Origin of the sequence: Microbacterium binotii, from assembly GCF_021398715.1 — a bacterium.
Lineage (GTDB): Bacteria > Actinomycetota > Actinomycetes > Actinomycetales > Microbacteriaceae > Microbacterium > Microbacterium binotii_A.
In genome coordinates, this window is record NZ_CP090347.1 from 1586780 (window position 1) to 1601699 (window position 14920).

Genomic DNA, 14920 nt, shown 5'->3' on the forward strand with positions numbered 1-14920 from the left:
TGGCTTTCACGAGTGTAGATCCGCCTGTCTGCGATGCGGCCGGTCGGCGGCATCTACGGATACAACAACGCACCCCGCGGTTTTGGTCCCGCACCCGGCATCCGCCTCAGCGGCGGCGTGAGCGCAGCAGTCGCCCCCGCGTGCGCGTGGGAACGATGGGGATCGGACGCGTGACGATCGCGTCGACGACCATGGAGCCGCTGGTCGGGCCGACGACGGGGATGGGCGTGGTCTCGGGGGAGACGTGGTCCACGCGGGAGATCGGATCGTGGGCGAGACGGCGGTGGGCGCGCACATAGGCCGGGATCAGGACGACCACGGCTCCGAGCCATGCGAGCGGGTTGCTGAAGGCGACGCCGGCGAACCCGAATGCCGCCCCCAGCGCGATCGCGGCGCCCACCCGCATCACGAGTTCGATCACCCCTGTGACAGTGGGGATGACGGTGTGGCTCAGGCCCTGGAGTGCACCGCGGAGCACGAACAGGATCCCGAGGAAGGCGTAGCTCGCGCCGTTGATGACGAGGTTGAGCGCGGCGAGATCGACGACCTGCGGCGCGGTGTCTCCGACGAAGAGGCGCACGATGGGGGCGCCGAACGCGATGAGCAGGGCGCCCAGCGCGACGGCCCCGGCGATGGCGAGCCAAGACGCCTGGCGCACGCCGGCGCGGATGCGGTCGGGACGGCCGCCGCCGAAGTTCTGCGCGACGAACATGGACACGGCCAGGCCGAGGGATTGCAGCAGCGCGACGGCGAGGCCGTCGACGCGCGCCGCCGCGGTGTACGCGGCGACCGCATCCGAGCCGAGCTCGTTCAGACGCACCTGAACCGCCAGCGTCCCGATGGCGATGATCGATGCCTGGAATCCCATCGGCAGCCCGAGTCGGAGGTGCAGCGAGATGTCGGCGCGGGTGATCCGCCAGTCGGCCCGGCTCAGGTGCAGGATAGGCACGCGTCGGCGTACGTACGCGAGACACAGCAGCACCGAAACGGCCTGCGAGACGACCGTCGCGACCGCTGCCCCCGCGACGCCCCAGCCGAGGGGGCCCACCATGAGCACGACGAGCCCGGCGTTCAGGAGGCACGCGACCGTCAGAAAGACCAGGGGGGTCCGTGCGTCGCCGATCGCGCGGATGGTGGCCGCGAGGTAGTTGAAGAACATCGTCGCGGCCGCACCGAGGAAGCTCACCTGCGCGAAGACGGTCGCGTTGCCGAGGAGCTCCGGCGGAGTCTGCAGCAGCTGGAGCAGGGGGCGGGATACGAGGGGTGCGCCGATGGTGAGGACGGCGCTGGTCGCGGCGGTCAGGAGCGTGCCGGTGGCGACGGAACGCCGGACCGCGGCTGCATCGCCGGCGCCGAACGCCTGTGCCGTGGGAATGGCGAACCCCGAGGTCAGGCCCCACGCGAATCCGATGAGCAGGAACAGCAGGCTGCCCGTCGCGCCGACGGCCGCGAGCGCCTCCACGCCCAGCTCGCGTCCGACCACGATCGCGTCGACGACCTGGTAGAGCTGCTGCACCACGTTGCCGATGAGCAGGGGGACCGAGAAGAGGAGGATGACGCGCCACGGGCTGCCCGTGGTCAGTGAGGTGGACATGCGAAGAGCTCTCGAGATCGTGCGGGAATGACGGCGGTTCACCGACCGCATCGGCCAGGATATCGAATCGATTCGAGGACACGCCAGTGGCGTGCGCGTCGCGGATGCGCGAGTGCTGGGCCCCCGGTTCGATCGGCCCCGTCGTGAGGAGCGTGCTCTAGCGTGAGGGCATGACCACCGATACTTCGTCGTTGACCACTGCCGAGCGGGCGACGCGGCTGCGCGAGCTGCACGCCGCATCCGAGATCCTGCGTGTCGTGAACGTGTGGGACGTCGTCTCGGCGCGTGCGGTCCTCGCCCTGCCCGAGACGCGCGCGATCGCCACGGCCGGCCATTCGATCGCGGCGAGCTTCGGCTACGACGACGGCACCATCCCGTTGGAGACGACGCTCGACATGGTTTCGCGGATCGTTCGGGTGGCGGGCGAGGTCCCCGTGAGCGCAGACCTCGACGACGGTTACCAGGATCCGGGAGACGCCGTCCGTCGCGCCATCGGCGTGGGTGTCGTGGGGGCCAACGTCGAGGACCGGCTGCGCCCGCTCGACGAGGCCGTCGCGCGGGTCGCTGCGATCACCGCGGCGGCGGATGCGGAAGGGGTGCCGTTCGCTCTGAACGCCCGCACCGATGCGTTCGTCCGGGCGGGTGCGCGTCCCGTCGAGGAGTCCATCGCCGATGCGATCGAGCGCGGCCGCGCCTACCTCGACGCAGGTGCCGATGTTGTCTTCGTTCCCGGCATCCTGGACGCCGCGGTCACCCGCCGACTCGTCGAGGGGATCGGGGAGCGGAAGGTGAGCGTCATTGGACTTCCCGGTGCGCTCACCGCGGCCGAGTACGAGGCGCTCGGCGTCGCGCGGATCTCCTACGGACCCACCACGCAACGCGTCGCGCTCACTGCGCTGCAGGATGTCGCGAAAGACCTGTACGCGGACGGGTCCATCCCCGGCTCTATCCGCGCGCTGAACTGAGGAGCGCGCCGATCAGCGCCATGGGCGGGGCGAACGGGAGAGAAGGCGCGCGAGCCGAACTCGCCGCCCTCGCGCGCGACGCGAGGGGCTTCCGGGTCGCGGAGCTGCCCGCGCCGGCACCGACGGATCGGGCGGCGGCGGTCCTCATGCTGTTCGGCGTGCTCGATGCGCTTCCGGCGGCCCGCGTCGCGGCCGATGACGCCGTGCCGGTCGATCTCGATGTCCTGCTGCTGTCACGGGCGGCGACGCTGCGCGCCCATCCCGGTCAGGTGGCGTTCCCCGGAGGGCGCCTCGATGCCGGCGACGACGGCCCGGTCGCCGCGGCACTGCGCGAGGCGCAGGAGGAGACCGGTCTGGACCCCGCGGGCGTCGAGGTCCTCGGTGTCCTTCCCGCCGTGCCGCTCGCGTTCTCGCAACACGTCGTCACGCCCGTTCTGGCCTGGTGGCAGAGGCCGTCACCGGTCGGCGTCGTGGACGTCGCCGAGTCGGCGGCGGTCTTCCGCGCGCCGGTGGCGGATCTTCTCGACCCCGCTCGCCGCGGCGTCACCGTCGTCCGACGCGACGGGCGAGAGTGGCGCGGACCCGCCTTCGTCGTGGACGACGCCGCGGGGGAGTTCCTCGTCTGGGGTTTCACCGCCCTGCTGCTGGACGCCGTCTTCGATCGCCTCGGATGGACGGAGCCGTGGGATCGGTCGCGCGAGATCGCGCTGCCGACGTGATGCATCAGACTCGAGGCATGTCGCTACCTCTTGACCTGCCCGACGGCGCTCAGCTGCGCGTCGCGCGCCCGGGTGACGAACCCGGGATTCTCGCTCGGATCCACGAGCTCGCGCGGTACGAGAGAGAACCGGATGCGGTGGCGAACACCGAGGAGGCGCTCAGGGAGGCGCTCTTCGGAACCGAGCCGCGCGTCTCGGCGCACGTCGTGGAACGTGACGGCGACATCGTCGGCATCGCGATCTGGTTCCTGACCTACTCGACGTGGACGGGCCGGCACGGGATCTGGCTGGAAGACCTCGTCGTCGCCGGATCGGAGCGCGGGCGCGGGCTCGGACGGGCGTTGATCGGGTCGTTGGCGGCGCTGTGCGTCGACCGCGGGTACACGCGTCTGGAGTGGACGGTGCTGGACTGGAACGAGCCGGCGATCGCGTTCTACCGATCGCCGGATGCGGCGCCGATGGAGGAGTGGACGACGCAGCGCCTCTCGGGGGAAGCGCTGCGCCGTCTGGGCGAGGGGTGATCCGAGTCAGGCGGCGCCGCGCACATCGCGCAGGAAAGCCGTGACGTTCTCGCGGAGAGCGGCGATGCGTCGCTCTCGCGCCGCCTCCCTGTCGAAGCCGAGGTAGGCGGAGGGCGGCAGGCGACGGACGTTGCGCGAGCACTCGAAGCCGGCGCAGACGAGGGTTCCCACCGTGTCGCCTCGGCGACCGGCGTCGCCCGCCCGGCGGGCGACGAACAGCACGACGTCGTTCGGCAGCTCGACGTCGTTGCACCACGCGCATTGCGCCCGCGTGCGAGGTCGACTGTCGGCCTCGCGCAGGATCACGCCGACAGGCCGGCCTTCGACCTCGGCGACGGCGTAGCCCATCTTCGGCTGCTTGGGGTCGCGCCACCCGAGGTAGTCGAGGTCGTCCCACGACACGGGGTCGAGAGCCGGCGGCAGAACGGCTTTGCGTTCACGCAGGGATGCGTTGACGAAACTTGCCCGGATGCGGGCGTCGTCCAAAGGGGTCATGAAGGTGCCTTCGTGTGCGTGCCGCCGAAGCGGCGGGTGGACGTCGACTGCTGGCCGACGCAGATGCAGAGGAGCCCGGGGCTCGACCCTCATCTGTCGCCGGCGCGATGCGCGCCGGGGACCTCCTGACGCCCTGCGGGCTGCATGTCACGAATCACGCGGACCACTGTACGCCGTCGCCGGTGCGCGGGCGCCGTACGCTGAAGACGTGCTCAGCCGTGCTCGTGGACGCATCCTCGTCGCCGTCGTCGCGGACGTCGTGCTCGTGCTCGTGTTCTGTGCCATCGGTCGCGCGAGTCACGATGAGACGCCGCTGCCTGGCCTCCTTGTCACGGCGTGGCCGTTCCTCGCCGCACTCGCCGTCGGCTGGGGGATCTCGCTGGCCTGGCGCCGGCCGTTCGCCGTGCTGCGCACGGGGGTACCGGTCTGGGGTGTGACCGTCGCCGGGGGAATGCTCCTGCGGACGCTGGCAGACCAGGGCACGGCGCCGGCCTTCGTGGTGGTTGCGTCGATCACCCTCGGCGCGTTGCTGGTCGGCTGGCGCGCGGTGGTGGTCACGGTGCTGCGCAGGTCGGGCCGATCCGCGAGGGCCGTCGCGGATGAGAACATGAAGGCATGACCGAGAACATCGCCCGATACGTCGACCACACGTTGCTCAAGCCCGAAGCCACCACGGCGGATGTCGCGGCGACGATCGCGGAGGCTGCGGCGCTCGGCGCCTACAGTGTGTGCCTGTCTCCCTCGGTGCTTCCGGTCGGCATCCCGGAAGGACTGAAGCTGGCGGTGGTGGTCGGTTTCCCGAGCGGTAAGCACCACTCGCAGATCAAGGCGGCGGAAGCGGCGCTGGCGGCGTCCGAGGGTGCGGACGAGATCGACATGGTGATCGATGTGGGGGCGGCGATCGAGGGGCGCTACGACGCTGTGGAGTCCGACATCCGCGCGGTCCGCGAGGCCGCCCCGGCTCCGGTCGTGCTCAAGGTCATCATCGAGTCGGCTGCTCTGAGCGATGAGGCCATCGTGGCCGTCTCGCAAGCCGCGGAACGGGCCGGGGCCGACTTCGTGAAGACGTCGACGGGCTTCCATCCCTCGGGGGGAGCCACCGTGCACGCGGTCGAGCTGATGAAGCAGACCGTGGGGGACCGCTTGGAGGTCAAGGCCTCGGGCGGGATCCGCACGCGCGAGGACGCCGAGGCGATGATCGCCGCCGGTGCCACGCGTCTCGGCCTCTCGAGCACGCGCGCCGTGGTCGAGGGCACGGTCGCATCGGGCTCGTACTGACCGCCGCCGGTCGATGACGCGGCATGACGGCGCTCTTCGGGGCGCTGGATCGCGGTGCCCGGCTCTGATAGCCTTGATTGTCACTCGTGTGGCGCGCCCGATGGTGCGCGCAGGGTGACGAGAAACCAGACAATCCGCTTCGACGGCCGCATACGCGTGCGCTCGAAGCCTGAGACCCCAATCCAACAAGGACTACCCACTACATGACTACCGCAACGACCGCCCCGGCCACCAAGCAGGTCGCGATCAACGACATCGGATCTGCCGAGGACTTCCTGGCCGCGGTCGAGAAGACCCTGAAGTTCTTCAACGACGGCGACCTCATCGAGGGCACCGTGGTGAAGATCGACCGCGACGAGGTCCTCCTCGACGTCGGGTACAAGACCGAGGGCGTCATCCCCTCGCGTGAGCTCTCCATCAAGCACGACGTGGACCCCAACGAGGTCGTCAACGTCGGCGACCACGTCGAGGCGCTGGTTCTCCAGAAGGAGGACAAGGAAGGTCGCCTCATCCTGTCCAAGAAGCGGGCGCAGTACGAGCGCGCGTGGGGCGACGTGGAGAAGATCAAGGAGAACGACGGCGTGGTCACCGGTCAGGTGATCGAGGTCGTCAAGGGTGGCCTCATCGTCGACATCGGCCTGCGTGGCTTCCTGCCCGCATCGCTCATCGAGCTGCGCCGCGTCCGCGACCTCACCCCGTACCTCGGTCAGGAGCTCGAGGCCAAGATCCTCGAACTCGACAAGAACCGCAACAACGTGGTCCTGTCGCGCCGCGCTCTGCTCGAGCAGACGCAGTCGGAGTCGCGCTCCAACTTCCTCAACAACCTCCACAAGGGTCAGGTCCGCAAGGGCACGGTCTCGTCGATCGTCAACTTCGGTGCATTCGTCGACCTGGGCGGCGTGGACGGCCTCGTGCACGTCTCCGAGCTCTCCTGGAAGCACATCGAGCACGCCTCCGAGGTCGTCGAGGTCGGCCAGGAGGTCACCGTCGAGATCCTCGAGGTCGACCTCGACCGCGAGCGCGTCTCGCTGTCGCTGAAGGCGACCCAGGAGGACCCGTGGCAGGTCTTCGCGCGTACCCACGCCATCGGCCAGGTCACGCCCGGTAAGGTCACCAAGCTCGTTCCGTTCGGTGCGTTCGTCCGCGTCGCAGACGGCATCGAGGGCCTCGTGCACATCTCCGAGCTGTCGGGCAAGCACGTCGAGCTGGCCGAGCAGGTCGTGTCGGTGGGCGAAGAGGTCTTCGTCAAGGTCATCGACATCGATCTCGAGCGTCGTCGTATCTCGCTCTCGCTCAAGCAGGCGAACGAGTCGGTCGACCCGTACGGCACCGAGTTCGACCCGGCTCTCTACGGCATGGTCACCGAGTACGACGAGAACGGCGAGTACAAGTACCCCGAGGGCTTCGACCCCGAGACCAACGCCTGGAAGGAAGGCTTCGACGCTCAGCGCGAGGCCTGGGAGCAGGAGTACGCCGCTGCTCAGGGTCGCTGGGAAGCTCACAAGGCCGCCGTCATCAAGGCTCAGGAGGCGGAGGCCAACAACGTCGGCACCGTCGAGGCCAGCGGATCGTCCTCCTACTCGAGCGAGTCGGGCCCCGCGGGCACCCTCGCCGACGACGAGGCGCTCGCTGCTCTGCGCGAGAAGCTGTCGGGTCGTTGATCGACTGACATCCTCATGAGAGAGGGCCGGGATCTTCGGATCCCGGCCTCTTCTCTGTCCAGAGACGCCGATAGGGTGGGCCCATGGCGGCGGAGCGAACGTTGGGCGTCGACGAGAGCAGGGGGGTGCCGCCCCGCCCCGGTCTGGTGCTCGCCGCTCTCGTCCTCGCGGCTCTGGTGTGCAACCTCAATCTCGCTGCCGCGAACATCGCCTTGCCGGAGATCGGCGACGACTTCGCTGCCGGCCAGACCGGTCTGAACCTCGTCGCGCTCGGGTGCTCCCTCGGTCTCGCGATGTCCGTCTTGTACCTCGGTGCACTCGCGGACCGGTACGGTCGCAAGCAGATGCTTCTGCTGGGGCTCGCCCTCACCGTGCTCGCCAGCTTCGCGGCGGCTGCTGCTCCCTCGCTCGATTGGCTCATCGCGGCTCGTGTGTTCACCGGCGTCGCCGCGGGCATGGCCTACCCGACCACGCTGTCGTTGATCACTGCGCTCTGGTCGCGCGGACCGGCCCGCACCGGCGCTATCGCCCTGTGGTCCTCCGTCAGCGCGATGTCGGGAGTGCTCGGCGCGGTTGCAGCCGGTCTCGTGCTCGAGGTCTTCCACTGGCAGGCGGCCTTCCTGTTGGCCGCCCCCATCGCCGCCGTGGGGTTCGTCCTCGTCCTCGCCGTCGTCCCTTCCCACATCCGGGAGTCGACGGAACCCGTCGATCACGTCGGCGGCGTCTTGTCCGTGTTGGGGGTGGCCGCTCTCGTCGTCGGCGTCGGAATCGTCGCCGCACCAGAACAACGCCTCGCGGGCGGCGTCAGTCTTGCATTGGCCATCGTTCTGCTCGTCTGCTTCGTGTGGCGGCAACGCGCGGCCGCGTCCCCTCTGTACGATCTCGCCATCGCCCGCCGTCGGATGTTCTGGGTTCCCGCGGTCGCGGGAATGGTCGTCTTCGGATCGCTGATGGGGGCGATGTTCGTGGGCCAGCAGTTCCTTCAGAACATCCTGGGCTACGACACCCTCGAGGCGGGTCTTGCGGTCGTGCCGGCCGCGGCCGGACTGCTGATCGCGGCGCCGGTATCTGCGCGGATGGTCACGACACGCGGCTCGAGGACGACCATGCTGGTCGGTTACGCCTTCGTGTTCGCAGGCTTCCTCACGACGCTGCTCTGGCGGGAGCACACGCCCTACTGGTTGATCGGCGTCGGCTTCTTCACGATCGGGGTCGGGGCGGGGTTCGCCATGACCCCCGCATCCCGCGCGCTCACCGACGCCACGCCGGTGCGGCGCGTGGGAATGGCATCCGCCACCTCGGACCTCCAACGCGACCTCGGGGGTTCGATCATGCAGGCGCTGCTCGGAGCCATTCTGGCGACCGGATTCGCCGGAGCGTTCGCTCGGGCCATCGCGGCCTCGCCGTCCGCCTCGCAGGCGTCCGGCGAGGTTCAGGCGGCGCTGCAGGCGTCTTTCGCCTCTGCGCTGCACGTCGCGGATCAGTTTCCGCAGTACCGCTCCGAGATCGTCTCAGCCGCCACCCGGAGCTTGGTCGACGGCGCTCTGTGGGCATATGCGGTGGGCGGGGTCGCCATCGTCGCCGGGGCCGTCCTCGTGCGTGTTCTCCTGCCGTCGCACAGCGGCGAGCACATTCTCATCGCGGAGTACGTGGCGGCCGACACGGCCGATGACGCGTCGTCGTCAGCCCCCGCCGATCGGTGACGCTCCGTCGCTCAGATCGTCCAGGGGGCGCGCAGGCGGTGGGAGGTCGGCGTCGGACGCCGGGGCGCGATAACGTCGGACTCATGAGCAACAGCGACGCCGGCGACGCGTACCCCGTTGCCGAGCGTGTCGTCGACTCGCGGCGCATTCTGCGATGGATTCGCGGGTTCGGTCGTCATTTCGCGCTGCCGCCCTTCCTCGACACGGGTCGCGCGCGGACGACGGCGACGCTGCAGCTCAGTCTCGCCGCGGTCGTCCTCGTCTACGTCGTGATCGCGGTGCCCTGGGGTTACGCGGGCGATCTCGGTCTCTTCTGGTTGGGGGCCATCGTCGTGCTCGGCGCGGGCGGCGTCGCCCTGCTCGTTCCATGGGCGAGGGTGTCCGCCTGGTGGATCATGGCCGTTCCGATCATCGATCTCCTGGGGATCGCCCTGCTGCGCCAGTCGCTGCCCTCCGGCGGGTTCGGTGTGCTCTTCTTCATCCCCGCCATCTGGCTCGCCATCTACTTCGGCATCGGCGGATATCTGGTCGGCGTCATCGTCGCGCCCACCGTGCTGGTGACCACCGCGATCGTCGACCCGCGGCAGGAAGTCGGCTACGTCACCTTCAGCCTGCCGCTGATGATCGTCGTCGTGGCGACCATCAGCCTCGCCCTCGGACGGCAGATGACGGCGCAGCGGCTGCTCTTCACCCGTCAGACCCGCACCATGGCCCGTACTCTGCGCCGCGCGCAGAAGCAGGAAGAGCTGTTGGCCGAGGTGCTGGACACGATCGACTTCGGAGTCATCCGGCTCGCCGCCGACGGCTCGACGACGGTCGCGAACGAGGCGCACGCGAGGCTGCAGCGCGCGGCACGTTCCGCGGAGGCCGGCTCGGGCGGCGGTCACGCCGCCTTCGCGGCCGACGGCGTCACGCCCGTGGATCGACACGACACCCCGTTCGCGCGAGCGGCGCGCGGAGAGGTCTTCGACAACCAGATCGTGTGGTTCGGAGGCGACGGCCCGCGTCGGCGAGCCCTCAGCGTGACGGCGCGGCGAACGCGCGCCGTGGACGGCTCGGACAACGGCGCGGTGATCGTCTCGCGCGACGTCACGGCCGAGCTCACGGCGCTGCGCGCGCGGGACTCGCTGGTCTCGTCGGTCTCGCACGAGCTCCGCACCCCGCTCACGTCGATCATCGGATATCTCGAACTGGCCGTCGACGACCCGGAAGTGCCCGAACGTGCGCGCGGCTACCTCGATGTGGCGGAGCGGAACGTCTCGCGCTTGTTGGAGATCGTGTCCGACATCCTCACGGCGTCGAGCACGTCGGAGATGTCCGCGGACCTGACGATCTCACAGCAGGACGTGGACATCGCGGACGTGGTGCGCGCGAGCGGCGAGTCCTGGGCGCCCGCAGCAGCGGAGCGCGCGATCGCGATCGACATGACGGGTGTGCGCCCTGCGCCCGCCTACGCCGATCCACTGCGGATGCGGCAGGTCATCGACAACCTCGTCAGCAACGCGGTCAAGTACAACCGCGACGGCGGGCGCGTGAACCTCAGCACGACCTCGGACGGGATCACGACGATGATCACGGTCACCGATACCGGTGTCGGGGTGTCCGAGAGCGACGTCGGCAGACTTTTCGAGCGCTTCTTCCGGGTCGCCGACACGTCGACGGGAACGGGACTGGGTCTGTCGATCAGCCGCGAGCTCGTGCGTGCGCACGGTGGCGACATCATCGTCAGCAGCACGGCCGGCGTCGGTTCCACGTTCAGCGTGCAGCTTCCCGCCAGCGCCGAGTCCCTTGATGATCCCGACGCGATCGTCACGATCACCGGAACCGGTGCGTCGCGGCGCGAGGGGGACCAGGTCACATGACGCTCGATCCCATCACCGCGGGTATCTTTACCGCGACCGCGGTGGTCACCATCGCGGTGACCTACATCGCCACCACGCTCTCGCGGCGCTACAGCGGCGGGGCGCAGCTGTGGGGAATCGGCTTCCTGCTGCAGATCATCGCCGTCGTGTGCACCGTCGTGATCGGCCTGTTCGATGCCTCGGAATGGACGAGCGTGTGGGCGTTGGCCCTGGGCAACGCCGCCGCGGTCGGCGCAGCGGGCTGCGTCCTGATGGGGTTCCGTTCCTACAACGGCGAGGAGGTCGCCGGTCCCTCGCTCATGGTCGTCTCCCTCGCCTTCCTCGTCGCGGCGGTCACGGTGGTCGAGAGACCCGCTGCGGGCGGGTACACGAGCGTCCTCTGGTACAGCCTCGCGATCGCAGGACTCTGCGTCGGCGCGATCATCCATGCCGTCGGTCCCAGGACGAGACCTCGCGTCGCGACCTGGGTCTTCGTGGGATCGACCACGCTCTTCGGCGCCTATCACGTGATGCGCGCGGTGGTCGTCATCACCGCGGGGGAGGACAGCGCCGTCTTCGCTGCGTGGTTCGGCCCGATCTCGCTCACCCTCGTCGTGCTGGTGCTCGGCACCGTGTCGTCCTTGACGCTCTTCATGCTCCGCGCCGTGCTGGTCAGCGACCAGCCCCCGGGGGGCTTCGCCGCCGTGGACGAGGTGCTCGCGGCATCCGCGTTCCTCGCGATGCTGCGGCGAATCCTCCGCCGAGCCGCGCATCGCACCGAACTCGTCGTGGTCATCGCCGTGATCGTCGAGGACGTGGGGGCGATCACCGCGTCGTTCGGGCAAGAGGTCGCCGAGGCCACCACTCGTGTGCTGCGGTCGGCAGTGCGTGAGTTCGCGTCGCCCGTGGCGGCCGTAGGTGCCACAGACGATCGGACCATCATCCTCGTCGCCACGACGGCGTCCAGCCCTTCCGATGCGCGGCGTCAGGCGGGTCTCATCTACCGCGGCGTGATCGAACGCTTCGTGGATGCGCGCGGCATCGTGGTGCCGGGGGTGGGGGTCGGCGTCGCCCTGAGCCAGACGCTGGGCTACGGACCCGAGGTGCTCGTGGAGGCGGCCACGATCGCCGCCGTCGAGGCATCCGAGAGCGACGAGACCTCCGTGGTCTTCGCGCAGGCTCGGGGCCTGGGCGCTCCTGCGTTCCCCGCGGAGCCGACGGAGCGATAGTGTCCACGATATGCACAGCGATGCTGCTCCCGCCCGAGGGAGAGGCGTACGCGGACTCCTGCACACGAGCCTCGCCGCACCGCGGGGTTCTCGTGTGTCCGCAGTCCGGGGGCGCACTGCCGTCCTGAACCAGCTCGTGCTGTGCGCACTCGTGCTGATCGTGGCCACGATCGGGGTCGTGTCATCGACGCTGCGCAATCAAAGCCTGTTCCTGGTCGGGGTCGTGATCATCTTCGGGGTCGGCATGGCGACCCTGGCCGTACCGTGGACCCGCATCCCGCGTGTGGCGCTCTATCTTCTGCCTGTCGCCGACATCGCGGGCATCGCTGTGATCCGTGTCGCCGAGCCCATGAGCGGGCTCGGACTGATGTGGGTCTTTCCCGCGATGTGGCTCGCCTCTCTGGGCGTCGTCGGCTTCGTCATCCAGTTCGTGATCATCACGGGCGCGTACACGGTGATCGTCGTCTCCGGGGGCACGACCGTCTGGGGATACACGACGTTCCTGCTCCCCGCCGCCGTTCTCGCGGTCGCGACGACCACGTTCATCTCCTCGCGTCGTCAGCGCGCGCAGGCGCACCTGCTCGAGAAGCAGGCAGCGCTGCTCAGCGGTGCGCTGCAGCGCGCACAGCGCCAGGAGGAGCTCGTCATCGATGTTCTCGACGCCGTGGACTTCGGAGTGCTGCGCATCGCCCCCGACGGAACCGTGTCCGTGGTGAACGAGGCGCTGGGTCGGTTTCAGAACACGATCCCCGGATTCGGCTCCCGCAGCAAGGAGATCGAGAACGCGTATCGTGCCGACGGCGCGACCCCCTTACCTCGCGCGGAACGCCCGCTGCTCCGCGCGCTGGCGGGCGAGGTGTTCGATAATCAGGTGGTCTGGTTCGGCCATCCGGACGAACGCCGTCACGCCATGAGCATCACCGTGCGGCGCATGCACGACGCCGACGGCGGGGATGCGGGTGCTGTGCTGATCGCGCGGGACGTCACCCCCGAGATGACGGCGATGCGCGCTCGCGACCGGCTCGTCGCCTCCGTCTCGCACGAGCTGCGAACGCCCCTCACATCCGTGCTCGGTTATCTGGATCTCGCGCTGGACACGCTCGATGATCCGGAACAGGCGCGCCATTCGCTCGAGATCGCGGCGCGAAACGGTGAACGACTTCTGGAGATCGTCGCCGACATCCTCGCCGCGTCCAGCGCGTCGCGCCTGTCCATCGACATGACGATCTCACCCGAACCGATCGACGTCGCAGAGCTGGTGGCGGCGACGGCCGAAGCCTGGCGCCCGCGGGCGGCTGAGCGCGCGGTGACGATCGACACGTCCGGGATCGAGCCTGCCCGCGCGTTCGCCGATCCGCTGCGGCTCAGGCAGGTCATGGACAACCTCGTCAGCAATGCCGTCAAATACAACCGCGACGGCGGCGCCATCTTCCTCGGCTGCACCACCGACGGGGACTCGACGTGGATCCTCGTGCGCGACACCGGAACGGGCATCGCGGAGGCCGATCTCGGTCGACTGTTCGAACGATACTTCCGTGCGCGGACGGACGTCGAGGGAACCGGCCTGGGGCTGTCCATCAGCCGCGACATCGCGCGCGCCCACGGGGGTGACATCACGGTTCAGACGAGTCGCGGCCTGGGATCAACCTTCATGGTGCAGCTTCCCGCGGACGAGCGCCCGACGACTGCGGTCGTGGTGCCCGGCGACGAGACGGGTCATCGAGGATGAACGTCGATCTGTTCACCGCATCGTTGTTCACCGCACTGGTGGGCAACGTCGCCGGGGCCGTGTTCATCATCGACACGATCCTGCGCCGTGACCACGGTCCGGGCCGTATCTGGGCGATCGCCTTCCTGTGCGGGATGATCACGACCATCGCGTACAGCATGTGGGCGGCGGGTATCAGCGAGATGCTCACGATCGCGGTGGGAAACGCGCTCTTCGTGACGACGACGGCGGTGATGTGGCTCGGCTCTCGCAGCTTCAACCAGCGCCGGATCGGCTCGGCGACGGCGGTGACGTTGCTGGGTGCGCTGATCGTGGCAGGTGCCGTCGTGGTGGAAGGCCCCGATGGGGGCGACTGGGCGGGGTGGCTGACGATGGGGATCGGCCTGGTCGTGTTCTCGACCCTCGCCGCCTTCGAGACGCTCCGTGCACCGATGCGACGCTTCGGAACCGCTGCGGTGCTCGCCACCGTCTTCCTGGTGACGGCCGCGTTCTATCTCGCGCGCTGCGTGGTCTTCGTCGTCGCGGGCCCCGGAAGCTCCCTCTTCCTCGAGGTACTCGGTTCGGCTGTGGCCAACTTCTTCACCGTCGGGCTGACCGTCGTCGCGGTCGTCGTCCTTTCGGTGCTGAGGGCGGCGCAGGTCGAGCTTCGCTCCTTCGCGTGGATGAGCAGCAGGGGCGTCAACTCCGACGGCATCCTGCTGGCGGCGACGCTGCGCACAGCGATGGCAGACGTCATCCAGCGCGCCCAATGGCGTGGTGAGCTGGTGTCGACCGTCGCCGTGCGGGTTGCGGATCTCTCGGAGATCCGCACGGCGTTCGGCGCAGACGTCGCGGGCGATGTACTGCAGCACTGGCGCCAGAGCGTGCGTCGGTACGCGCCGTCGTTCGCCCTCGTCGGCGAGGACGGAGCGGACGCGCTGATCGTCGTCACGCGCGCGGCGACCGCGGCGGAGGCGCGGCGACAGGCCGCCGTGATCTATCGCGGTGTCCTGGAGGCGCTCGGCGCCGTGAGCCGGGCGGTCATCCCCTCCGTCGGCGTCGGGGTCGCGCTGACGGAGACCGTCGGCTATCGAACGGAGGTCCTGGTGCAGTCTGCACGCCTGGCGGCTGATCAGTCCGCGACGAGCGTCGAGTCGTCCGTACTGTTCGGCGGTCTGTCGGAGGCGGAGCAGAATCCGGAGTGAC

At 69.3% G+C, this 14920-nt stretch carries 13 protein-coding genes; 11 read left to right on the forward strand and 2 right to left on the reverse strand.

What is annotated here, in order from left to right; translation table 11 throughout:
* Positions 1–106: 106 nt before the first annotated feature.
* The gene (locus LXM64_RS08000) at positions 107–1594 is read right to left on the reverse strand and encodes an MATE family efflux transporter (protein WP_234075361.1); all 1488 of its coding nucleotides are present in this window, start codon (positions 1592–1594) and stop codon (positions 107–109) included.
* Between the two features lie 170 nt (positions 1595–1764).
* On the opposite strand from LXM64_RS08000, the gene LXM64_RS08005 reads away from it, so the two are divergent.
* Genes LXM64_RS08005 through LXM64_RS08015 form a run of 3 tightly spaced genes read left to right on the forward strand, consistent with a single transcriptional unit; the run spans position 1765 to position 3799 of the window.
* Positions 1765–2559 (forward strand): isocitrate lyase/PEP mutase family protein, encoded by a 795-nt coding sequence (locus LXM64_RS08005; protein ID WP_234075362.1) that lies wholly within the window; start codon positions 1765–1767, stop codon positions 2557–2559.
* Positions 2560–2579: 20 nt separating this feature from the next.
* Positions 2580–3278 (forward strand): NUDIX hydrolase, encoded by a 699-nt coding sequence (locus LXM64_RS08010; RefSeq protein ID WP_234075363.1) that lies wholly within the window; start codon positions 2580–2582, stop codon positions 3276–3278.
* A gap of 17 nt (positions 3279–3295) precedes the next feature.
* Positions 3296–3799 carry a GNAT family N-acetyltransferase gene (locus LXM64_RS08015; protein ID WP_234075364.1) on the forward strand — a complete coding sequence of 168 codons (504 nt, stop codon included), beginning with the start codon at positions 3296–3298 and terminating at the stop codon, positions 3797–3799.
* A gap of 6 nt (positions 3800–3805) precedes the next feature.
* Here the strand turns inward: LXM64_RS08015 and LXM64_RS08020 are convergent, their stop codons facing one another.
* The gene (locus LXM64_RS08020; RefSeq protein ID WP_234075365.1) at positions 3806–4294 is read right to left on the reverse strand and encodes an FBP domain-containing protein; all 489 of its coding nucleotides are present in this window, start codon (positions 4292–4294) and stop codon (positions 3806–3808) included.
* A 208-nt stretch (positions 4295–4502) separates the two neighbouring features.
* Here LXM64_RS08020 and LXM64_RS08025 point away from each other — a divergent pair, with 208 nt between their 5' ends.
* The 8 genes from LXM64_RS08025 (at position 4503) to LXM64_RS08060 (ending at position 14919) form a co-directional block, all read left to right on the forward strand.
* Positions 4503–4913: a DUF3054 domain-containing protein gene (locus LXM64_RS08025; RefSeq protein ID WP_234075366.1), complete on the forward strand. Its 411-nt coding sequence runs from the start codon at positions 4503–4505 to the stop codon at positions 4911–4913.
* Positions 4910–5572, forward strand: a complete 663-nt coding sequence (gene deoC / locus LXM64_RS08030) for a deoxyribose-phosphate aldolase (protein WP_234075367.1) — start codon at positions 4910–4912, stop codon at positions 5570–5572. Before LXM64_RS08025 ends, deoC begins: the two co-directional genes overlap by 4 nt.
* Positions 5573–5775: 203 nt before the next feature.
* On the forward strand, positions 5776–7233 hold the full coding sequence (rpsA, locus tag LXM64_RS08035) for a 30S ribosomal protein S1 (RefSeq protein WP_234075368.1): 1458 nt from the start codon (positions 5776–5778) through the stop codon (positions 7231–7233).
* 83 nt (positions 7234–7316) lie between these two features.
* Entirely contained in the window at positions 7317–8936 is a 1620-nt protein-coding gene (locus LXM64_RS08040) for an MFS transporter (RefSeq protein ID WP_234075369.1), read from the forward strand.
* An 83-nt stretch (positions 8937–9019) separates the two neighbouring features.
* Positions 9020–10798 (forward strand): sensor histidine kinase, encoded by a 1779-nt coding sequence (locus tag LXM64_RS08045; protein WP_234075370.1) that lies wholly within the window; start codon positions 9020–9022, stop codon positions 10796–10798.
* Positions 10795–12006 carry a hypothetical protein gene (locus LXM64_RS08050; protein WP_234075371.1) on the forward strand — a complete coding sequence of 404 codons (1212 nt, stop codon included), beginning with the start codon at positions 10795–10797 and terminating at the stop codon, positions 12004–12006. Before LXM64_RS08045 ends, LXM64_RS08050 begins: the two co-directional genes overlap by 4 nt.
* A gap of 94 nt (positions 12007–12100) precedes the next feature.
* A complete protein-coding gene (locus LXM64_RS08055; protein ID WP_234075372.1) occupies positions 12101–13735 on the forward strand; it encodes a sensor histidine kinase in 1635 nt (544 codons plus the stop codon).
* Positions 13732–14919: a diguanylate cyclase gene (locus tag LXM64_RS08060; protein WP_234075373.1), complete on the forward strand. Its 1188-nt coding sequence runs from the start codon at positions 13732–13734 to the stop codon at positions 14917–14919. The genes LXM64_RS08055 and LXM64_RS08060 overlap by 4 nt, the downstream gene beginning before the upstream one ends.
* The last annotated feature ends 1 nt before the right edge of the window (position 14920 follow it).